This is a genomic window from Corynebacterium meitnerae (genome assembly GCF_027570075.1).
Taxonomy (GTDB): Bacteria; Actinomycetota; Actinomycetes; order Mycobacteriales; family Mycobacteriaceae; genus Corynebacterium; species Corynebacterium meitnerae.
The window spans coordinates 152,941-172,908 of record NZ_JAKMUS010000003.1 but is presented as its reverse complement, the minus strand read 5'-3'; the positions used below and the strand labels follow the sequence as shown (position 1 = coordinate 172,908).

The 19,968-nt window shown below is 58.7% G+C and carries 17 protein-coding genes; 14 read left to right on the top strand and 3 right to left on the bottom strand.

Annotated elements, in window-relative coordinates; all coding sequences use genetic code 11:
* Positions 1–67: 67 nt before the first annotated feature.
* Complete coding sequence (locus tag L8U60_RS03445) at positions 68–559, top strand: methylated-DNA--[protein]-cysteine S-methyltransferase (RefSeq protein ID WP_269964987.1); 492 nt, start codon at positions 68–70, stop codon at positions 557–559.
* On the top strand, positions 540–1,310 hold the full coding sequence (locus L8U60_RS03440) for a fructosamine kinase family protein (RefSeq protein WP_269964986.1): 771 nt from the start codon (positions 540–542) through the stop codon (positions 1,308–1,310). Before L8U60_RS03445 ends, L8U60_RS03440 begins: the two co-directional genes overlap by 20 nt.
* A gap of 293 nt (positions 1,311–1,603) precedes the next feature.
* Here L8U60_RS03440 and nadE read toward each other — a convergent pair whose 3' ends face one another.
* Positions 1,604–2,440, bottom strand: coding sequence for an ammonia-dependent NAD(+) synthetase (gene nadE, locus L8U60_RS03435; RefSeq protein ID WP_269964985.1), 837 nt, complete (start codon positions 2,438–2,440; stop codon positions 1,604–1,606).
* A 199-nt stretch (positions 2,441–2,639) separates the two neighbouring features.
* Here nadE and ykgO point away from each other — a divergent pair, with 199 nt between their 5' ends.
* From ykgO to L8U60_RS03385, 10 genes are all read left to right on the top strand, one after another.
* Positions 2,640–2,762 (top strand): type B 50S ribosomal protein L36, encoded by a 123-nt coding sequence (gene ykgO, locus L8U60_RS03430; protein WP_034665258.1) that lies wholly within the window; start codon positions 2,640–2,642, stop codon positions 2,760–2,762.
* 187 nt (positions 2,763–2,949) lie between these two features.
* Positions 2,950–4,908, top strand: coding sequence for a vWA domain-containing protein (locus L8U60_RS03425; RefSeq protein ID WP_269964984.1), 1,959 nt, complete (start codon positions 2,950–2,952; stop codon positions 4,906–4,908).
* A 165-nt stretch (positions 4,909–5,073) separates the two neighbouring features.
* Positions 5,074–6,921, top strand: a complete 1,848-nt coding sequence (locus L8U60_RS03420; protein ID WP_269964983.1) for a vWA domain-containing protein — start codon at positions 5,074–5,076, stop codon at positions 6,919–6,921.
* A gap of 335 nt (positions 6,922–7,256) precedes the next feature.
* Complete coding sequence (gene nrdH, locus L8U60_RS03415; protein WP_269964982.1) at positions 7,257–7,490, top strand: glutaredoxin-like protein NrdH; 234 nt, start codon at positions 7,257–7,259, stop codon at positions 7,488–7,490.
* Positions 7,491–7,556: 66 nt separating this feature from the next.
* Positions 7,557–8,087, top strand: coding sequence for a class Ib ribonucleoside-diphosphate reductase assembly flavoprotein NrdI (gene nrdI, locus L8U60_RS03410; RefSeq protein ID WP_269964981.1), 531 nt, complete (start codon positions 7,557–7,559; stop codon positions 8,085–8,087).
* Between the two features lie 102 nt (positions 8,088–8,189).
* Positions 8,190–10,352 (top strand): class 1b ribonucleoside-diphosphate reductase subunit alpha, encoded by a 2,163-nt coding sequence (gene nrdE, locus L8U60_RS03405; RefSeq protein WP_269964980.1) that lies wholly within the window; start codon positions 8,190–8,192, stop codon positions 10,350–10,352.
* 53 nt (positions 10,353–10,405) lie between these two features.
* Positions 10,406–11,410 (top strand): class 1b ribonucleoside-diphosphate reductase subunit beta, encoded by a 1,005-nt coding sequence (gene nrdF / locus L8U60_RS03400; RefSeq protein ID WP_269964979.1) that lies wholly within the window; start codon positions 10,406–10,408, stop codon positions 11,408–11,410.
* A 391-nt stretch (positions 11,411–11,801) separates the two neighbouring features.
* Positions 11,802–13,511 (top strand): aa3-type cytochrome oxidase subunit I, encoded by a 1,710-nt coding sequence (gene ctaD, locus L8U60_RS03395; RefSeq protein WP_269964978.1) that lies wholly within the window; start codon positions 11,802–11,804, stop codon positions 13,509–13,511.
* Between the two features lie 106 nt (positions 13,512–13,617).
* A complete protein-coding gene (serB, locus tag L8U60_RS03390) occupies positions 13,618–14,868 on the top strand; it encodes a phosphoserine phosphatase SerB (RefSeq protein ID WP_269964977.1) in 1,251 nt (416 codons plus the stop codon).
* The gene (locus L8U60_RS03385; RefSeq protein WP_269964976.1) at positions 14,868–15,632 is read left to right on the top strand and encodes an aminoacyl-tRNA hydrolase; all 765 of its coding nucleotides are present in this window, start codon (positions 14,868–14,870) and stop codon (positions 15,630–15,632) included. The genes serB and L8U60_RS03385 overlap by 1 nt, the downstream gene beginning before the upstream one ends.
* Here the strand turns inward: L8U60_RS03385 and L8U60_RS03380 are convergent.
* Positions 15,600–17,576, bottom strand: coding sequence for an ATP-dependent DNA helicase (locus L8U60_RS03380; RefSeq protein ID WP_274708447.1), 1,977 nt, complete (start codon positions 17,574–17,576; stop codon positions 15,600–15,602). The two genes, L8U60_RS03385 and L8U60_RS03380, sit on opposite strands and share 33 nt — an antisense overlap.
* A 60-nt stretch (positions 17,577–17,636) precedes the next feature.
* Positions 17,637–18,977: a nicotinate phosphoribosyltransferase gene (locus tag L8U60_RS03375; RefSeq protein WP_269964974.1), complete on the bottom strand. Its 1,341-nt coding sequence runs from the start codon at positions 18,975–18,977 to the stop codon at positions 17,637–17,639.
* An 88-nt stretch (positions 18,978–19,065) separates the two neighbouring features.
* On the opposite strand from L8U60_RS03375, the gene clpS reads away from it, so the two are divergent.
* Both clpS and L8U60_RS03365 read left to right on the top strand, forming a co-directional pair.
* On the top strand, positions 19,066–19,392 hold the full coding sequence (clpS, locus tag L8U60_RS03370) for an ATP-dependent Clp protease adapter ClpS (protein WP_084576706.1): 327 nt from the start codon (positions 19,066–19,068) through the stop codon (positions 19,390–19,392).
* Between the two features lie 17 nt (positions 19,393–19,409).
* A complete protein-coding gene (locus L8U60_RS03365) occupies positions 19,410–19,949 on the top strand; it encodes a DUF2017 domain-containing protein (protein WP_269964973.1) in 540 nt (179 codons plus the stop codon).
* Positions 19,950–19,968 lie beyond the last annotated feature (19 nt).

Sequence of the window (19,968 nt, the reverse complement as noted above, 5' to 3'; positions counted from 1 at the left end):
GCAACGCTAACAACATTTTGGTGAGGCTGCAGCGCTGATGGGGGTGAGGTCTCTATACGCTGGGGCCATGGATGATCTGCGCTTTCATGAGATGCCATCGCCGATTGGTCAGCTGGGTGTGGTGACGTCTCCTGCTGGCGTGGTGAAAGTGCTGTTTGAGGCGGACGGGATCGAGGCTGAATGCGGACGCATTGGCCTGGCGCACGACGTACCACCCGCTGCACGCGAGTTAGCTGAGTATTTTTCCGGGCAGCGGCGGGAGTTCACTGTGCCGTTAGATTTCCGCTTCGTTTCAGGTTTCCGTGCGGATGTTCTGCGGGAACTAGCCCGCGTGCCGTTCGGGGAGACCGCGACGTACGGCGAGCTTGCTAGGAAAGTGGGCAACCCGAAGGCCGTTCGGGCAGTGGGGAGTGCGTGTGCGAACAATCCACTGCCGCTGCTCGTGCCATGCCACCGAGTGCTGCGTGCCGATGGCACGCTTGGCGGATACCGCGGTGGGTTGGAAGCGAAACGTCTCTTGCTCGAATTGGAGGGTATCGATGAAGCAGGTGTTCACTAAACACGGCAGCGCGCCGGGTGCCGCAGCAGCGGAAGCGGCGTATCTGCGTTGGTTGCGGGAAGGCTCCGAGGCGGTGGTGGAGGTCCTCGTCCTCGATGAAGAGGCCAACACCCTCACCATCGAATGGGTCGATAGTGTTCGCCCAACCGTGGACGCTGCGCGCCGGGCAGGGGAGGAGCTGGCTGCCATTCATGCGAAGGGGGCGCACGCGTTCGGCGCACCGGCTGCCGGGTGGGGCGGCCCCAATTTCATCGGACGTGCTCAGCAAGATTGCTTATCGACGTCTCGCTGGGCCCCCTTCTACACCGCCCAACGGGTCCTGCCTTTTGCGATCAAGGCGCATCGGCGGGGGAATGTGAGTGGGGAAGGGCTCGTCGCTATCAAGCAAGCATGCGATGCGCTGCTGGCTGAGGATGAAGATGCGCCGCTGGCCCGCATTCACGGTGATTTGTGGGCGGGCAACCTGCTCTTTTCTTCGAGCGGGCCGCGCTTCATTGACCCAGCGGCGCATGGTGGCCATCCGCTGACCGACATAGCGATGCTTGAGCTATTCGGCGCCCCGCATCTTCGCGCGATCATTGATGGATATGTGGAGGCCGGCGGAAATCTTGGCCGGGACTGGGAATCCCGCATCCCGATTCACCAGTTACACCCCCTAGCGGTGCACGCGTACACGCATGGGCCGAGATACGGGTCTGCGCTGGTCAGAGCGGCGGAGGAGGCTCTCCGAGTGCTTGGTGAAGGCCGTTGACGGGGTGCTTGTGGGGTGGTTAGTGTGGTGTTTAATCGCTCGCGTTGAAACAAGATCCACTCAACCATTGGCTGAATTTATCGAGAGGAGATCTCATTGACTGCGATAGGAAGAAGTGGCTCGCTCGGGCAGAAAAATGGGCTTGATCACTTGGAAGAGTTAGGTGTTCTCTCCCAGCGTGGTAAGCGTTTCGAGGTTGCTTGGGAGCCAGTTGAAAGGTCGGGGATAAGTTTCGCAGACTTCCGCGACGAAGAACAGGATGAATCCTGGATGGATGAACTGACTGCGGACCTTTAGCGCCACCACGACTCTGCCGGACCAGGTGGAAGGTGTCGTTTGTGCTGGCCGATGCGCCACAGGTGCTCGAGTCGCTGTGCTGCGGCGTCGTCGACGGGTTTGCCCTCGAGGTAGTCGTCGATCTGTGTGTACGTCACGCCGAGGGCTTCCTCGTCGGGCAAGGCCGGGCGGTCTTCCTCCAGGTCTGCGGTGGGGACCTTCTCCCACAAGCGTGGGTTTGCGCCGAGGTGCTTGAGCATGGCCGCACCCTGTCGTTTGTTCAGGCCAGCGAGAGGAATGAGGTCGGCGGCGCCGTCGCCGTGTTTGGTGAAGAAGCCGGTGATGTTCTCCGCTGCATGGTCGGTGCCCACCACGAGTAGGCCTCGTTCGCCAGCGATGGCGTACTGCGCGATCATGCGCATACGAGCTTTGACATTGCCTTTGTTGAAATCGCTGAGCCCATCTACGCCGAGTGCATCCGCGACTGCAGTGGCCATGGCGGTGGTGGCGGGTTCAATATTTGCTGTCACGGCCTCATCGGGTGCGATGAATGTGAGAGCCAGTTGGGCGTCATCCTCATCGGCCTGCACGCCATGGGGAAGGCGTACGGCCACGAATTCAGCCTCCTCTCCCTCAGCACGCACTTTCTCCACAGCGAGTTGCGCGAGCTTTCCTGCGAGCGTGGAGTCTTGGCCGCCGGAGATGCCCAGGACATAGCCCGCGGCGCGGGTTGTGCGTAGGTAATCCGCCAGGAAATCGACGCGCGCTTCGATCTCCGCGGCGACGTCGATAGTAGGCTTCACGCCAAGCTTGTTAGCGATCTCTTTTTGCAACTCTTCATCCCTCACAGACATAGCTGCCACTCTAGCGGTTTGGCTCAGGCGGAATGGTCGGGTAACATAGTGCCCCGTTGTACGGCTGTGCTCTGACCGGGGATTATTCCGGTGAGGGTGGAGCCGCGGAAGAGTATTCTTCCGCCTAATCCAAAACGTACTGGCTGTTCACCTGCAACGGGTGGTGGCCGGCGCGGCTAGACACAGAAAGGAGCGCCCGATGAAGGTCCGCAATTCCCTTCGGTCGCTGAAGAACAAGCCGGGCGCTCAGGTTGTGCGCCGCCGCGGCAAGGTCTACGTGATCAACAAGAAGGATCCGCGCTTCAAGGCTCGTCAGGGCTAAAGCGTTCGGCTTCTAGTTTTTGCCCCGCCACATGGGATTATCCCGTGGCGGGGCATTTTTTGTCTAAAACTTGTTGCCCGATCGTGTGACCTGAAACACAATGGGTATGCGGAGTTAACCGTGACTTTATTGTTGCGCGTTAATTTTTGCCTACTTACCTGTCCGTCGACTTTTCAGGATCATGCTTATGGATACGACGAAAAAGTACGCGTTCGGTGTGGTGTCGGTGCTTGCCGCAGCTGTGCTTCTACTTGTCGGGGGACTCATCGTGCCGGGGGTGGCCATGGCGCAGGGGGAAAGTGGGGGAGGTGGTGTGAGTTCTAGTAAGGCTGCGTTGATTGTTGATGCGTCTGGGTCGATGTTGGATGCGGATGTTGATGGTGGGACGCGTATGGATGCGGCGAAGAGGGCTGCGCATGAGTTGGTGAATGATTTGCCGGATTCGGCGAATTTGGGTTTGTTGGCTTATGGCATGAGGGTCTCGAATGCGCCTGAGGATCATGAGCGGGGGTGTCAGGATATTGAGACGTTGGTGCCGGTGGGCAAGCTTGATCGTGGGTTGTTGAAGAGCAAGATTGATGAGATGACGCCGAGTGGGTATACGCCGATTGGTCATTCTTTGCGTGCGGCTGCCGAGGAGTTGGGGGATGAGGGTGAGCGCAGCATTATTTTGGTGTCGGATGGTATTGATACGTGTGCGCCGCCGCCGGTGTGTGAGGTGGCTAAGGAGCTTGCGGGTGAGGGTTTTGATCTGACGATTCATACGGTTGGGTTTAAGACTGATGAGCAGGCTCGTGCGGAGCTTGAGTGTGTTGCTCGGGTGTCTGGTGGGGATTTTTTGGAGGCGGATGATACTGCGTCGTTGGCTAAGTCGTTGAAGTTTTTGGCGCAGCGTTCTGCTGAGACGTATCAGACGGCGGGTACGTGGTTTGAGTATGCGGATACGCCTGAGGATGCGAAGTGGTTGGGGGAGGGCCGCTATCGCACCAAGGTGAAAGCGGAGCTCCAAGAAAGCCCCGGCGATGATGTGAAGCGGGGCTACTACAAAGTTGCTATTCCAGAGGGGCACAAAGCGGTTATCTCCACGACTGTGCTGCCTAAGCGCTCATCCTCGGGTCGCGCCCACGACGCGGGTTTTGTTGTGAGCCGTATCGACGCGCAGAATGAAACCGCTGAGAAGTGCGACGGCATTTATGGTGGTACTTCCACCGAAATGGACGGCGGGACGAGTGGTGGGGTTAGCTGGATGCCATCGGCCCTCATCAGGCGATTTGAGCCGGTTAAGGAAGAACGTGGGTGCAGCCGCCATTGGACAATTCCGGATGAGATTTACTTCACGACGACCGATAAAAGCCAAGGTACGGCCGAGGAAGATGTCGAAGTTGAAGTAGTGATCAACTTTGAACCCATCCCAGACGAGGATGAAGTGTATAAGTACCCGGACGGAGAAAAGAAAGAAGAATACAAAGGGGACCTGAGCTTTGATTCGCCGCAGAGTATTAAAGGTGGCACCAGCTTCTCCGACGCGATGGAAGTGAAGCCAGGAACCTACAAGGACGCGATCGTCCGAGGTGAGTATCGCTTCTACAAGATTCCGGTGGAATACGGCCAGCAGCCTGTGTTCAGTTACCGTGCTCTCGAATCCGAGGGGGATAGCCTGGGCAATCTTTCTCCTGCGCTGTACTCACCGTTCCGGGAGATGATCAAGTTCGAATCGACGCGACCGGAGGCCACCCTCTCTGCTGGAGTGATCCAATACCGAAACAGGGATGTTGCCGCCTCAGGGGATCAGCAAGCGAATGCTGGTTACTACTACATCGGTCTGGGGAGGCCTCAGGGTGATGAAGACGCAATGATGGGTGTGGAACAGCCCTTTGAAATCTCATTTGATGCCGTTGGGCAGAAAGCAGATGGGCCAAATTGGCGTCCGACGGAAAAGGATGGCCCAGAGCCGAGTGATACTCCGCCGGGGGAGCCAGCCGTTGACGGCAAGGAGAAGCCGAAGGATTCGGATACTCAGGCACAAGATCAGGTAGATGAAGGCGGCTTTGATGCCAAGACCATGGTGATGGTGGCAATCGGTGCCGGCATCGTGTTGTTGCTCGCTGCACTTGTTGCGCTCATCGCGCTGCGACGCCGCAAATAACTGAATCTGGCAGGTTCTGTTCCCTATTCAGGATGTACTGACATGAATAAGACATATAAGTTTTCCGTTGTTTTTCTTTCTTTTTTGTTTATGGCAGCGCTGGTAGTGGCGTGGAGTGTTGTTGTTCCGCAGGCAGCATCCGCTCAAGAGAGTGGGGGAGGTGGTGTGAGTTCTAGTAAGGCTGCGTTGATTGTTGATGCGTCTGGGTCGATGTTGGATGCGGATGTTGATGGTGGGACGCGTATGGATGCGGCGAAGAGGGCTGCGCATGAGTTGGTGGATGATTTGCCGGATTCGGCGAATTTGGGGTTGTTGGCTTATGGGATGAGGGTGTCGAATGCGCCTGAGGATCATGAGCGGGGGTGTCAGGATATTGAGACGTTGGTGCCGGTGGGCAAGCTTGATCGTGGGTTGTTGAATAGCAAGATTGATGAGATGACTCCGAGTGGGTATACGCCGATTGGTAATTCTTTGCGTGCGGCTGCCGAGGAGTTGGGGGATGAGGGTGAGCGCAGCATTATTTTGGTGTCGGATGGTATTGATACGTGTGCGCCGCCGCCGGTGTGTGAGGTGGCTAAGGAGCTTGCGGGTGAGGGTTTTGATCTGACGATTCATACGGTTGGGTTTAAGACTGATGAGCAGGCTCGTGCGGAGCTTGAGTGTGTTGCTCGGGTGTCTGGGGGGGATTTTTTGGAGGCGGATGATACTGCGTCGTTGGCTAAGTCGTTGAAGTTTTTGGCGCAGCGTTCTGCTGAGACGTATCAGACGGCGGGTACGTGGTTTGAGTATGCGGATACGCCGGAAGATGCGAAGTGGTTGGGGGAGGGCCGCTACCGCACGAAAGTAGATGTGCCCTTCAAGAGCGATCCCCGCGATGACATGCCGTCGCACTTTTTCAAGTTGGCTATTCCGGAAGGGCATCGTGCGATTGTGAGCACGGCGGTTCTTCCACAACGTCAGGCTTCAGGTCGCGCTAGGGAGGCTAACCTGCATGTCATTGGGCGTGACCTGCAGAACGCGAATGAAAACTGCCGCTCGGCGCTTGCATCCGGTTTGGGTCCGGGCTCCACGTATGGTTCGGGCTATCTTCCACCGGAGCCGGGTGTGAGAGTCATCGACCCAGAAAAGGGTGGTGACAACTGTGACTCGAAGGAATGGATTGTTCCGACAGAGTTTTCTCTGTTGAGCGGGGTGAGAGATGAGCTGACCTCGGGCGCTGAAGCTGACGTGGAAGTGGTCATCGACTTCGAGCCGATTCTCGACGAGGCACAAGTAGCTAAGTACCCAGCACCCGATGCAGACAAGGCTAATGAGGACGCCCCGCAGCTCGACTTCAATGGAGCGACCGACGTGAAGGGTGGCACGAGCTTCAGTGCCGCTACTGAAGTGAAACCTGGCGCCTACAAGGATGCTTTGGTGCCTGGTGAGTACCGCTTCTACAAGATTCCTGTTGAGTATGGGCAGCAGCCAGTGGTGAATGTCCGCACTGGAGCGTCTGAACGTCAAGCAGCGGACACACTCAACTTCAAGCTGTATTCACCGCTGCGCATCGACCATGGAAGTGATTCGCTCATCTTCTATGACGAAAGTGAAGAGGGGGCTGTCGCTGGTGATGTGGTGAACTACCGCAACCGTGAGCAGGACGGAGATGACAGTCCGCGTGCTTACGCCGGTGCCTACTATGTGGGAGTGGCCCTTGAGCAGGGAATGGCAGACGACATCATGGGCGTGGAGCAGCCTTTTGAGATTGTCTTCGATGTCGTGGGGGAGAAAACCGATGGGCCGGACTGGCGTCCGACGGACAAGAATGGCCCGGAGCCGAGTGACACACCCCCTGGAGATCAGGCGAACAACAGTGCGGATGCGTCTGAATCCAAGGAAGCTGCCCCAGCACAGGAAGAGTCTGAAGGTGGCGGGCTGAACTGGATGGTGATGGCGGGAATTATCGCCATTGGCATTCTGGTGTTGCTGATTGGTGTGGTGGCGTTGATCGCACGGTCGCGTCGTCAATAGCCCTCAAGGCGCGAGAGCTCTCCTCGATCCAGATGTAATGGGGTCGGGGAGGGCTCTTTTTGGGGGAGCAAAACTAGTTTTTTGAATGAAATTCCACCGTTGTAAGCCTTTTTTGCAGCATCAAGGACATGAATTGAACTACATGTAGGTGATTTTCTATCCCTATCCTGCGAATATCATGCGTGTAACTACTACATGTAGTATGAGTTGCCGAAATATGGCACAACGTATAGTGTTGCCAAGTGTTCGCCTCCCCCAGGGGATGCGAGGAGAATTCGATTCATTTTCGTCAGTTACTCCGTTAACCATCGCCTCACAGAAAGAGATTCGCGGTCATGTCCATCACCCTCTACACCAAGCCGGCATGTGTCCAGTGCAACGCAACTAAGAAGGCTCTCGACCGTGCGGGCCTGGAGTACACCACGGTGGATATCTCCATGGATGACTCCGCACGTGACTACGTCATGGCGCTGGGCTACCTGCAGGCACCGGTTGTTGAGGTTGACGGTGAGCACTGGTCGGGCTTCCGCCCAGACCGCATCCGCACTCTCGCAGAAAGCGTCGCTTAAGCTTCCGCACATTGTTTCCAAGCCGTCACTTGCTGGCGGCTTGAAGTATAGGAAAGGGTTTTGCAGATGTTGGTGGTCTACTTCTCCTCGGTGACGGGTAACACGGCCCGTTTTGTTGAGAAGTTGGGGTTGCCTGCCGCGCGGATCCCGCTGCGGAAGCTGGAGGGAGACCTTGTCGTCGATAAGCCTTACGTGCTTGTGTGTCCGACATATGGCGGGGGTGTGTCCTTGGTGAAGGGCGTGAACTCTCGCCCGGTGCCCCCTCAAGTCATCCGCTTTTTGAACAATGAGCACAACCGCAATCTTCTGCGTGGCGTGATCGCCGCGGGCAATTCGAATTTCGGTCCGGATTTCTGCCTGGCAGGAGATGTGATTTCTGCGAAGACCGGCAAACCGTACCTCTACCGCTTTGAGCTGATGGGTACGGAAACTGACGTGGAGTATGTGCGCGACTCCTTGCTGGAACAGTCGGCTGAACTGGGGCTTGAACCGCTCACTGCCGCTGAAGAAGAAGCACTCGAGCAGCGTAAGGCGCAACCTGCGAATGAGAATGCTGAAAGACTTGCGCGGCTGCGTGCACGCTATCAAGCTGTGTGAGTAGCGTCGCCTTGAATGACCTTGAATAACTCTGAACAAACCTTCAAACCAAGCATCGCCTGCTTGAATTAGCCATTATCTAAAAAAGAAAGGCCGCCCATCGTGTCCGAAAATCTGGGGAAAACCGTCGCTGAGCCGGTGAACAAGGTGGATCAGCTTGACTTCCACGCGTTGAATGCGCTGTTGAATCTGTATGACGAGAACGGTCAGATTCAGTTTGATAAGGACCGGGAAGCTGCCAACCAGTACTTCTTGCAGCACGTTAACCAGAACACCGTCTACTTCCACGACTTGGAAGAGAAGATGGATTACCTGGTGGAGAACAAGTACTATGAGCCTGAGGTTATTGCTCAGTACGACTGGGATTTTGTGAAGTCCACGTTCAAGCGTGCGTACTCCTACAAGTTCCGCTTTAAGTCCTTCTTGGGTGCGTACAAGTACTACACCTCGTATACGCTCAAGACGTTTGACGGCCGCCGTTATCTGGAGCGCTTCGAAGATCGCGTGTCCATGACCGCACTCTTCCTCGCGGATGGCAATGAAGAGCTTGCTTCCTCGCTTGTCGACGAGATTATGACCGGCCGTTTCCAGCCGGCAACCCCGACCTTTCTGAATGCCGGTAAGGCGCAGCGCGGCGAGCTCGTGTCCTGCTTCCTTCTGCGTATTGAGGACAATATGGAGTCCATCGGGCGCGCGATTAACTCCTCCCTGCAGCTGTCCAAGCGCGGTGGTGGCGTGGCGCTGCTGCTGTCCAACATCCGCGAGACGGGTGCGCCGATTAAGCGCATTGAGAACCAGTCTTCTGGTGTTATCCCCGTGATGAAGCTGCTGGAGGACTCCTTCTCCTACGCGAACCAGCTCGGTGCCCGTCAGGGTGCTGGTGCGGTGTACCTCAACGCGCACCACCCGGACATCCTGAGCTTCCTGGACACCAAGCGTGAGAACGCGGATGAGAAGATCCGTATTAAGACACTGTCGCTTGGTGTGGTCATTCCGGACATCACCTTTGAGCTGGCCAAGCGCAACGATGACATGTACCTGTTCTCCCCGTATGACGTGGAGCGCGTCTACGGCGTGCCGTTTGCTGATATCTCGGTGACGGAGAAGTACGAGGAGATGGTCGAGGACCCGCGTATCCGCAAGTCCAAGATCAACGCCCGTCAGTTCTTCCAGACGATTGCGGAGATCCAGTTTGAGTCCGGCTATCCGTACATCATGTTCGAGGACACGGCGAACAGGGCGAACCCGGTCAAGATTGGCCGCGTGAACATGTCCAACCTGTGTTCCGAGATCCTTCAGGTGAACACTCCGTCGGAGCTCAATGATGATCTGACGTACCAGGAAGTGGGCCAGGATATTTCCTGCAACCTGGGATCCCTGAATATTGCGATGGCGATGGACTCGGAGGACTTCTCCAAGACTGTGGAGACCGCAATCCGTGGCCTCACAGCAGTGGCGGACAAGACCTCGATCGATTCGGTTCCGTCTGTGCGCGAGGGCAACAATGCTTCGCACGCCATCGGCTTGGGTCAGATGAACCTGCACGGCTACTTGGGCCGCGAGCACATTCACTACGGCTCGGAGGAAGGCCTGGACTTCACCAACGCCTACTTCGCCACCGTGATGTACGAGTGCATCAAGGCCTCCCACAAGATTGCCGTGGAAAAGGGCCAGGCTTTCGACGGTTTTGAGCGCTCTGAGTACGCCACCGGCGAGTTCTTCGACCGCTACAACCCGGAGGACTTCCAACCGAAGACGGAGAAGGTCAAGGAGATCTTCGCTAAGTCCAACGCAACGCCTCCGTCTGCTGAGGAGTGGGCGCAGCTGAAGGCTGATGTTGCACGCGACGGTATCTACAACCGTTACCTGCAGGCAGTTCCGCCGACGGGCTCGATTTCCTACATCAACAACTCGACGTCTTCGATTCACCCAATCGCGTCCAAGATCGAGATCCGCAAGGAAGGCAAGATCGGCCGCGTGTACTACCCGGCACCGCACATGGACAATGAGAACATCGAATACTTCACGGATGCCTATGAAATTGGGTACGAGAAGATCATCGATACCTATGCGGTGGCCACGAAGTACGTGGACCAGGGCCTGTCGTTGACGCTGTTCTTCAAGGACACGGTGACGACGCGTGACCTTAACCGTGCGCAGATCTACGCTTGGCGTAAGAGCATCAAGACGCTGTACTACATCCGTCTCCGCCAGATGGCGCTGGAAGGAACTGAGATTGAGGGCTGCGTGTCCTGCATGCTCTAAGCCTGTGCTTTTCGACGAATTGAATAACCCCCTGCTTTTCGCACTACGAGAGGATGATCTGCGTGACCTACGCGCATGAGTACGACGAGTACTTGGCCGAGCATGACAAACCGGTGAAGGCCATCAACTGGAACTCCATTCCTGATGACAAGGACCTGGAGGTCTGGGACCGTCTGACGGGTAACTTCTGGCTGCCAGAGAAGATTCCAGTGTCTAACGATATTCCGAGTTGGCGCACGCTGACGGATGAAGAGAAGACCGCGACGATGCGTGTGTTCACCGGCTTGACGCTCTTGGACACCATTCAGGGCACGGTCGGTGCTGTGTCGTTGCTGCCAGATGCGACGTCGCTGCATGAGGAAGCAGTGCTCACCAATATTGCGTTCATGGAGTCGGTTCACGCGAAGTCTTACTCCAACATCTTCATGACGTTGGCGGATACGCCGTCTATTAATGATGCGTTCCGTTGGTCTGAGGAAAATGAGAACCTGCAGCGTAAGGCCAAGATCATCCTGAGCTACTACGAGGGCGATGATCCGTTGAAGCGCAAGGTTGCTTCCGTGATGCTGGAGTCCTTCCTCTTCTACTCCGGCTTCTACCTGCCGCTGAACTGGTCGGTGCACTCCAAGCTGACGAACACGGCTGATGTCATCCGTCTGATCATCCGTGATGAGGCGGTGCACGGCTACTACATCGGCTACAAGTACCAGCAGGGTGTGCGCAAGGAGACGCAGGAGCGTCAGGATGAGTTGAAGGAGTACACCTTCGACCTGCTGTACGACCTCTATGACAACGAGTGCCAGTACACCGAAGACATCTATGATCCGCTGGGCTGGACCGAGGATGTGAAGCGCTTCCTCCGTTACAACGCCAACAAGGCTCTGAACAACCTGGGCTACGAGGGCCTCTTCCCGGTTGATGAGACTCGTGTGTCGCCGGCAATCCTGGCGTCCCTGTCCCCGAACGCGGATGAGAACCACGACTTCTTCTCCGGCTCCGGTTCTTCCTACGTCATCGGTAAGGCCGAGGACACCCAGGACGATGACTGGGACTTCTAGCTGATAATTGCCTGACGGCCCCGTGTGAAAATCATCACGCGGGGCCGTCTTTGGCTTTACCTATTCCGGGGTTAGTTGAGGGGAAGTGGGGGAGGGGAGGACATTTTGGGCGTGGCGGGCTCTCCCGTAGAACATGCAGGTCAAGGCGACCTGTGGGGGAAGGCCTCGGCTGCTTCACGTGATTGAGGGTATTGACGTGAGTGAGCTGAAGCATGTCTGGCTTTTCACTGGATGGGGCGATAGGATGAAGCGGTATTAGCTGTGCTCTATCTATGGCTATCGCGTCAGTGCCCCAGAAAAAGGGACACTGACGGGAACGTTAGTTATAGGTGCGGTCCGGAAAACCTGACGGGCCGTTGTGCGGCTGAGCATGACAATCAGGAGGAAACGAATGACTGCTGTAGCACCGCGGCTAGATAATGATGCCGCGTCTGTAGCACCTTCTCGGCCGGAGCCGACCGGGAAGGCACGTAAGGGTACCCGTCTTTGGGACCTCATGACCACCACGGACCATAAGCAACTGGGCATTTTCTACATCATCACGTCCTTTATTTGGTTCTTCCTCGGTGGCTTCATGGCACTGCTGATCCGTGCGGAGCTTTTCAACCCGGGTCTGCGGTTCCTGTCCAACGAGCAGTTCAACCAGCTGTTCACCATGCACGGCACCGTGATGCTTCTGGCATTCGGTACCCCAGTGGTGTGGGGCTTTGCTAACTTCGTTCTGCCGCTGCAGATCGGCGCACCGGATGTGGCTTTCCCGCGTCTGAACGCGTTCGGTTTCTGGATCACCACCGCTGGTGTTCTGGCAATGCTGGCTGGCTTTGCTACCCCGGGCGGTGCAGCTGACTTCGGCTGGACCATGTACATGCCGCTGGCTGATGCGATTAACACCCCGGGTGTTGGCGCTGACCTGTGGATCCTGGGTGTGGGTGCAACCGGTATCGGTACCGTTGCTTCCGCTATCAACATGGTGACCACGGTTCTGACCCTGCGTGCACCGGGTATGACCATGTTCCGTCTGCCGGTGTTCACCTGGACGATCTTCGTTGCGTCCATCATCGCGCTGCTGATCTTCCCGCTGCTGCTCGCAGCTGCTCTTGGTGTTCTGTACGACCGTAAGCTCGGCGGCCACATCTACGACCCGGCTAACGGTGGCGCCATCCTGTGGCAGCACCTGTTCTGGTTCTTCGGCCACCCTGAGGTGTACGTCCTCGCACTGCCGTTCTTCGGCATCATCTCCGAGATCATCCCGGTCTTCTCCCGTAAGCCGATCTTCGGCTACATCGGCCTGGTCTTCGCAACCCTGGCTATTGGTGGCCTGTCCATGGCTGTGTGGGCACACCACATGTACGTGACCGGTGCGGTCCTGCTGCCGTTCTTCTCGTTCATGACGTTCCTGATTGCTGTGCCGACCGGTGTGAAGTTCTTCAACTGGGTGGGCACCATGTGGAACGGTCACCTGACGTTCGAGACCCCGATGCTGTGGTCCATGGGCTTCCTGTTCACGTTCCTCTTCGGTGGTCTGACCGGTATTATGCTGGCTTCCCCGCCGCTGGACTTCCAGCTGTCTGACACCTACTTCGTGGTTGCTCACTTCCACTACACCCTCTTCGGCACCATCGTGTTCGCTACCACTGCTGGCGTGTACTTCTGGTTCCCGAAGATGACGGGTCGCATGCTGGATGAGCGTCTGGGCAAGATCCACTTCTGGCTCGTGGTCATCGGCTTCAACATGACCTTCTTGATCCAGCACTGGCTGGGCAACATGGGTATGCCGCGTCGTTACGCTGACTACCTGGATACGGACGGCTTCACGCTGTTCAACCAAATCTCCACGGTTGGCTCCTTCATCCTGGGTATCGGCTTCCTGCCGTTCATCTGGAACGTGTACAAGTCCTGGCGCTACGGCGAGATCGTCACCGTCGACGACCCGTGGGGTTACGGCAACTCCCTCGAGTGGGCAACCTCTTGCCCGCCTCCGGGACACAACTTCACCTCGCTGCCGCGTATCCGCTCTGAGCGTCCGGCCTTCGAGCTGCACCACCCGCACATGGTTGAGGCCATGCGCCGTGAGGCTCACACTGGCCACCACGACGCCTAAGGGCTAAAGCGCAGCACCTTGTTGCTGCAGCGAAACTCCTGATCGAAGCCCCGCTCCACACCCCGTGGAGTGGGGCTTCGTGCTGTCGTGGGGTAGTTTCATAGCCATGAGTTATGAGGTGACCCTTCAGCCCGGACTTCAATCAGCCGTCATCACTGTGACGGGCGCAGACCGCCCAGGTGTGACCGCAGCGTTCTTCGCCGTTCTGTCCCAGCACGGCGTGCAGTTGCTGGATGTGGAGCAGGCACAGTTCCGTGGTTATTTGGCCCTGGCGGCCTTTGCCGGTGTGAATACGTCGATGACAGAGGCCCTGCGCCGTGACTTGGAGGCGGCGCCAGAGTTAGCGGACCACTCCGTGCGTATTGATACGGAAGAGCAGTACTTGTCGCCGCAGCGTAAGCGTTCTACGCACGTGGTGGTGGTGCTCGGGGATCCGGTGACGGCGGAGGCCGTCTCTGAAATCGGCCGTACTCTGGCGGACTTCGGGGCGAATATTGACCGTATTCGTGGCATCTCCGACTACCCAGTCACGGGCTTGGAGCTGTCCATCACCATCCCGGGCACCGGCGATGAGGTGAGCCACACGGTGCGTCAGGCGTTGGCGGAGCTGTCGGCGGGGTTGGGCGTGGATATCGCGATTGAGCGTTCCGGTCTTGCCCGCCGCTCGAAGCGTTTGGTGTGCTTCGACTGTGACTCCACCTTGATCACAGGCGAGGTCATTGAGATGCTCGCGGCACACGCTGGCCGTGAAGCTGAGGTCGCTGAGGTGACCGAGCGTGCGATGCGCGGTGAACTCGATTTTGAGGAGTCCTTGCGTGAGCGTGTGGCTACGCTCGCTGGCCTGGATGCGTCTGTGCTCGATGAGGTGGCGCGCGACATTGTTTTGACCCCGGGTGCGCGCACGACGATTCGTACGTTGAAGCAGATGGGCTACCGCACCGCGGTTGTCTCCGGTGGTTTCATCCAGGTTCTGGAGCCGATGGCGGAAGAGCTTGATCTGGATTATGTCCGCGCGAACACGCTGGAAGTCGTTGACGGAAAGTTGACGGGCCGGGTGATTGGGAAGGTCGTCGACAGGCAGGCGAAGGCTGAGTTCCTGGCTGAGTTTGCCAAGGACTCCGGCCTGCGCATGTCCCAGACCGTTGCGGTGGGTGACGGTGCGAATGACATCGACATGCTCACCGCGGCGGGCTTGGGTATCGCGTTCAACGCGAAGCCGGCGCTGCGTGAGGTCGCGGACACGTCGGTGAACCACCCGTTCCTGGATTCGGTGTTGTACATCATGGGTGTGCCGCGTCATGAGATTGATCGGCTCAATGAAGAGCAGGGGATTGAAGGCAAGGTTGCGCTCGATTAATGCTTGAGCAGCAGCTTATCGACGATATCCGCACCGCCCACCGCCTCCTCCACATCGCAATGGAGGACCCTTCGCGGGGTGGTGAGGACCCGGCGGATCCGGCCACTGTGCAGGCGATGCAGATTGCCCTGCATATCCCAAAGCAGGAACCGCCAAAGCGTGCGCATCTGCTCACTGCGGCGGCGCAGGCCGTGGTGGCGGTGTGCATGGACCCGCGCGCTGGGCGTGACGGCGCATGGCGTGATGCGCTGGCCGGGTGGTACGGCCACCGGATCCGGAAAATTGCGCGCCGTGCGCGCGGCGCGAGTTGGGATCATGTTCAGGCGCTGCCGGGGTGCAGCGCCACGAATGGCACGGCTCAGGCGCGAGCGTTCATCCCGTCGGCGGTAGGGGAGGTACCGCACGACATTGCGAAGCTTCAGATCAAGGGGACGGAGCTGCCGCATGAGGGTGAGCAGGTCCCCACAGCAGAGGAGATTCTCACCGCACCGACTCCCAGCGTGATCATCGATGATTCTTTGGGTATGTCCGTGGGCAAGGCAGCAGCGCAGGCGGGTCATGCCTCCATGCTGTTGGCGGCTGCGATGGAGGAGGACTGGGCGCTTTCCTGGGCGCAGGCGGGTTTCCCGCTCGTGGTGCATGAGCTGCCGCAGGATGTCTTCGCAGAGGTCGTGGCGGATAAAACGACCGTCGTCGTGCAGGATGCAGGTTTTACGGAGGTCGCCCCAGGGTCAGTGACGGCCGCTGCCGTCCGAGGCCACTAGGCGTTTAAGTGCACCGCGGACAACGTCAGGGTCTGTGGTCTCCCAAAAATCCGGCAGGGAGGCGCGGAGAAACTGGCCGTAGCGCTTTGTTGCTAGGCGGCTATCCAGAATGGACACCACGCCGCGGTCGCTGGTGCTGCGCAGGAGGCGTCCAGCGCCTTGGGCGAGGAGTAAGGCGGCATGCGTCGCGGAAACTTCCATGAAGCCGGAGCGACCAGCGGCATCAGCAGCATTGGACCGCGCCTGCAGAAGCGGATCGTCTGGGCGGGGGAAGGGGATGCGGTCGATGATCACCTGGGACAGAGATTTCCCGGGGACATCCACGCCTTGCCAGAGGCTGAGTGTGCCGAAGAGGCAGACATTCTCACTCGCCGCGAACTTGTTCACCAACGCGCCAATGGAATCATCGCCCTGGACAAGAATGTCGAAGGGCAGTTTCAAGCGCAGTGCATCAGCTGCTTCGACGGCAGCGCGTTTCGACGAAAACAGGCCCAACGTCCGCCCACCCGCCGCGGTGATGAGTTCGGCGATCTCCGTGATGGTGTCTTCACCGAGTCCATCCCGGCCTGGTGGTGGGAGATGCTTGGCCACGTAGAGGATCCCCGCTTTACGCGGATCAAAGGGAGTACCAGCATCCAAGGAATCCCAACTGCCGTTGGGGAGCCCCCAGGAGGCTGCCATGGCGCGGAAATTACCGCCCACAGTCAGGGTTGCGGAGGCAAGCACGACGGTTTGTTCACCGAAGAGATTGTCCCGCAGAAGAGTGGACACAGACAGTGGTGCCACGGAGACAGAATCAGTGGTGTCGGAATAACGCTCATTGCGGGTCAGCCACACCACGTCCACGTGCTTGGAGGGGTCCGGCTCATCAAATACTTCGAGGATGCGCACGATGGAATCATGCAGCTCAGCAAGATGGTTCTTGAGGTTCTCGCGCTCAGCGAAGGTCTCTGGATCATTCGTGGCTTCGCCCTCGGGGCCGCGGGAGATGGCATCTCGGGTGCGCCACAAGGCATCACGGACACCGGCGAAGGACGCGCGGGCGGGATCGGAGATGGTTTCCCAGCGGCCGGGGTTTTCGAGGGCGAGGACGGCGGTGAAATCGTCGATAAGCGATTCGAGCTTGCTTTGTTCGGTCTTGGCCTTGAGTTTGCCGGCGCGACGTGCGGCGAGCGTGAGTGCGCGCGCGGAGATTTCATTCGTGGCAACGGAGGTGACGCGGCCGTCGAGCTCGTGGGCCTCATCGATGATGACGGCGCTGTGTTCGGGCAGGACATTGATGTCACTCATCGCGTCGATGGCTAGCAGTGCGTGGTTGGTGACAACGATGTCCACGTCCTGCGTGCGGCGGCGAGCGGCCTCGGCGAAACACTCTTCACCGTGCGGGCAACGCGTGGCGCCGACGCACTCCGCAGCAGTCACGGACAGCTGACGCCACGCCTGATCTGGCACGCCAGGTTCAAGGTCATCGCGGTCGCCCGTTTCCGTCTCATCCGCCCACTCGTAGACGCGCTTGATGTGGCGGCCGAGCCAGGAGATCTCCTCTTCGTCGATGAGCGCTTCTTCTTGCTGCGGATCCACCGCCAGCTTGTTCAAACACAGGTAATTCGAGCGACCCTTCTGAATGGCGAAGGTCGGCGTGCGGGTGAGTAGCGGATCAAGCGCTTCGACGAGGCGTGGCAAATCCCGCTCCACCAGCTGCCGCTGGAGCGCCAACGTGGCGGTGGACACGATCACCGTCGTATCCGTGGTCTGCGCATGACGGATCGCGGGAACCAAGTAGGCCAGCGACTTACCCGTACCCGTGCCTGCCTGCACGGCAAGGTGGCGCTCCTCAGTGAGTGCCTTGGTCACGGCATCGGCCATAGCCACCTGGCCGGGGCGCTCCGCGCCGCCCAGGGCTTCTACCGCAGCGGCGAGCAGCTCCTGTGTGCTCAGCGACAACGGGTCCTGGCCGTCGGCTTCCGCGTCTTTAGCGTCCTTCTCTGTGTCCACTCGTGCCCGCTAGCTTTCCGGGAAGCCGATGAAACGAGTGCGGATCGCCGGTTCATCGCGCGACAGTGCAAGGCCCTCCCACGGCAGGGTTTCACGCTGCTTTGCCAAGTGGGCGCGGGTGGCCTCGAGGTCGTCCAAACCATCGACGATCTCCCCGTCGCGCATGAGCGGGACGACGAGCTTGCGGTAATCCAGAGACGTTGGGTTGTCCGGCACGTTGTTTTGCGGGTAGACGATCTCCTCCACGGCGACACCGGACCCGCGGTAGGTACGCACAGCGCCCTTCGCGCCGCCCATCATCTGCTTGCCGGAGGAACGCTTGGCCACGGGCACTCCGTCCACCTCAACGAGCTTGTACACCATGCCGGCGGTCGGTGCGCCAGAGCCAGTGACCACGGACGTGCCCACGCCGTAGCCATCGACTGGATCGGAGCGCAGGCCGGCGATGGTGAACTCATCCAGGTCAGAGGACACGATGATCTTGGTGTTGTATGCCCCCAGCTCATCCAGCTGCGCACGCACGCGGCGGGACATAATGCCCAGATCACCCGAGTCAATACGCACACCACCGAGTTCAGTGCCACCGACTTCGATGGCGTTGATCACGCCCTGAGTGATGTCGTAGGTATCCACCAGCAAGGTGGTGTCCACTCCGAGGGATTCAATCTGGGCCTTGAACGCAGCCTTCTCATTCGGCGTGCCATCCGGGTTCGTGTGCAGCAGGGTCCACGCGTGGGCTGCCGTACCAGCGGCGGGAATGCCGTAACGCAGGGACGCCTCCATGTTGGAAGTGGAGGAAAAACCAGCGATGTAAGCGGCACGCGCACCGGTAACTGCAGCCTGCTCATTGGTGCGGCGGGAGCCCATCTCCATGATCGGACGGCCATCAGCGGCGGTGACCATGCGGGATGCCGCGGTAGCAACCGCGGAGTCAGCGTTCAGGATGGACAGGATGACGGTTTCCAGGACACAGCACTCCGCAAAGGTGCCGCGCACGGTGAGGATGGGGGAATACGGGAAATACAGCTCGCCTTCCTTATAGCCGTCGATCTGCCCGGTGAAGCGATAGTGGCGCAGGTAGTCCTTTGTCTCTTCACTCAGGAAATCGGCGGTGGCGATCTGGTCTTCGGTGAAGCGGAAATCACGCACGGCCTGGATGAGGCGGCCGGTTCCAGCCACGACACCGTAGCGGCGCTCATTGGGCAGCTTGCGGCCGAAGACCTCAAAGACACACTCGCGGGAATGAGTGCCGTCCTTCATGGAGGCATCGAGCATTGTCAGCTCGTACATGTCAGTGAGAAAAGCTGTCGACGGCTGCTGGGATGTGGACGCGGACTCGGGCTGTGTCATGCAGACAACACTAGTCGCAGCCGCCGTCTTCGCAGCCAGCACTCGGCCTGCCCGCGGGGAGCTGCCGATCTTTAGTACTCTTGGGCCCATGAACGGTGTCACACATGAGGTCCGCCTGGGATCGCCCATGGCCACGCCCGAGCTCGACGAAGCGATCGAGATCAATGTTGAAACAGCAGAGAACCTGCCGTGGATGTGCATCGTGTGGGATGACCCGGTGAATCTGCAAAGCTACGTCACCTACGTGTTCCAAACCGTGCTGGGCTACAGCCGCAAGCGCGCGCAGGAACTTATGATGCAGGTGCATACAGAAGGCAAGGCCGTGGTCTCCTCAGGCGAAAAAGATAAAGTCGAAGGCGATGTGAAGAAGTTGCACACCGCCGGCCTGTGGGCAACCATGCAGCAGGCTGGTTAGAGGGAGGACTAGCAACAATGCAGCCGTGGCGGCGGAAGAAGGGGTTTGTACGCACCCCGCGTTACAGCACCGTGTTTGATCCGATGGAGCGTGAAGTGATCGGTGACCTCACCGCCACCGTCTCCGAAGCCCTCATTCAGCGCGCACAGTCGGCGCCGAAGGATGAGTTGGCGGAGATGATGGACATGTCCACCGGCCACACTGAAGCGCCCACCGATCCGTCTTTGGCTCGCCTCCTGCCGGATTTTGAGCGCGCCGGGGATGAGGAATTTGAAGGCGATAACGCGTTGCTGCGTTCCCTTCATGAAACCGACATCATCAAGGCGAAGTTGTCCAACCTCCAGGTAGTCAACATGGCGCTCGGCCCCACGGGTGGCGTGGCCGTGACCATTGAGGAACACGAGGCAGAGCAGTTCATCGCTGCACTCAATGACATGCGGTTGTACGTCGCAGCAGCAGAAGCGCCGACGGAGGCTGCGGAACAAGATCAGGCCAACTTGGTGGAATGGTTGGCGTACTGCCAACAGTCTCTGCTGGAAGCCTTGATGGGGGAGTGACGTGGCTGCAGGCACATCG

Excerpts from the sequence above, each read along its gene's own strand:
- L8U60_RS03445 (WP_269964987.1), top strand. The coding sequence starts at position 68 with ATGGATGATCTGCGCTTTCATGAGATGCCATCGCCGATTGGTCAGCTG.
- L8U60_RS03440 (WP_269964986.1), top strand. The coding sequence starts at position 540 with ATGAAGCAGGTGTTCACTAAACACGGCAGCGCGCCGGGTGCCGCAGCA.
- nadE (WP_269964985.1), bottom strand. The coding sequence starts at position 2,440 with ATGTCTGTGAGGGATGAAGAGTTGCAAAAAGAGATCGCTAACAAGCTT.
- ykgO (WP_034665258.1), top strand. The coding sequence starts at position 2,640 with ATGAAGGTCCGCAATTCCCTTCGGTCGCTGAAGAACAAGCCGGGCGCT.
- L8U60_RS03425 (WP_269964984.1), top strand. The coding sequence starts at position 2,950 with ATGGATACGACGAAAAAGTACGCGTTCGGTGTGGTGTCGGTGCTTGCC.
- nrdH (WP_269964982.1), top strand. The coding sequence starts at position 7,257 with ATGTCCATCACCCTCTACACCAAGCCGGCATGTGTCCAGTGCAACGCA.
- nrdI (WP_269964981.1), top strand. The coding sequence starts at position 7,557 with ATGTTGGTGGTCTACTTCTCCTCGGTGACGGGTAACACGGCCCGTTTT.
- nrdF (WP_269964979.1), top strand. The coding sequence starts at position 10,406 with ATGATCTGCGTGACCTACGCGCATGAGTACGACGAGTACTTGGCCGAG.
- ctaD (WP_269964978.1), top strand. The coding sequence starts at position 11,802 with ATGACTGCTGTAGCACCGCGGCTAGATAATGATGCCGCGTCTGTAGCA.
- serB (WP_269964977.1), top strand. The coding sequence starts at position 13,618 with ATGAGTTATGAGGTGACCCTTCAGCCCGGACTTCAATCAGCCGTCATC.
- L8U60_RS03385 (WP_269964976.1), top strand. The coding sequence starts at position 14,868 with ATGCTTGAGCAGCAGCTTATCGACGATATCCGCACCGCCCACCGCCTC.
- L8U60_RS03375 (WP_269964974.1), bottom strand. The coding sequence starts at position 18,977 with ATGACACAGCCCGAGTCCGCGTCCACATCCCAGCAGCCGTCGACAGCT.
- clpS (WP_084576706.1), top strand. The coding sequence starts at position 19,066 with ATGAACGGTGTCACACATGAGGTCCGCCTGGGATCGCCCATGGCCACG.
- L8U60_RS03365 (WP_269964973.1), top strand. The coding sequence starts at position 19,410 with ATGCAGCCGTGGCGGCGGAAGAAGGGGTTTGTACGCACCCCGCGTTAC.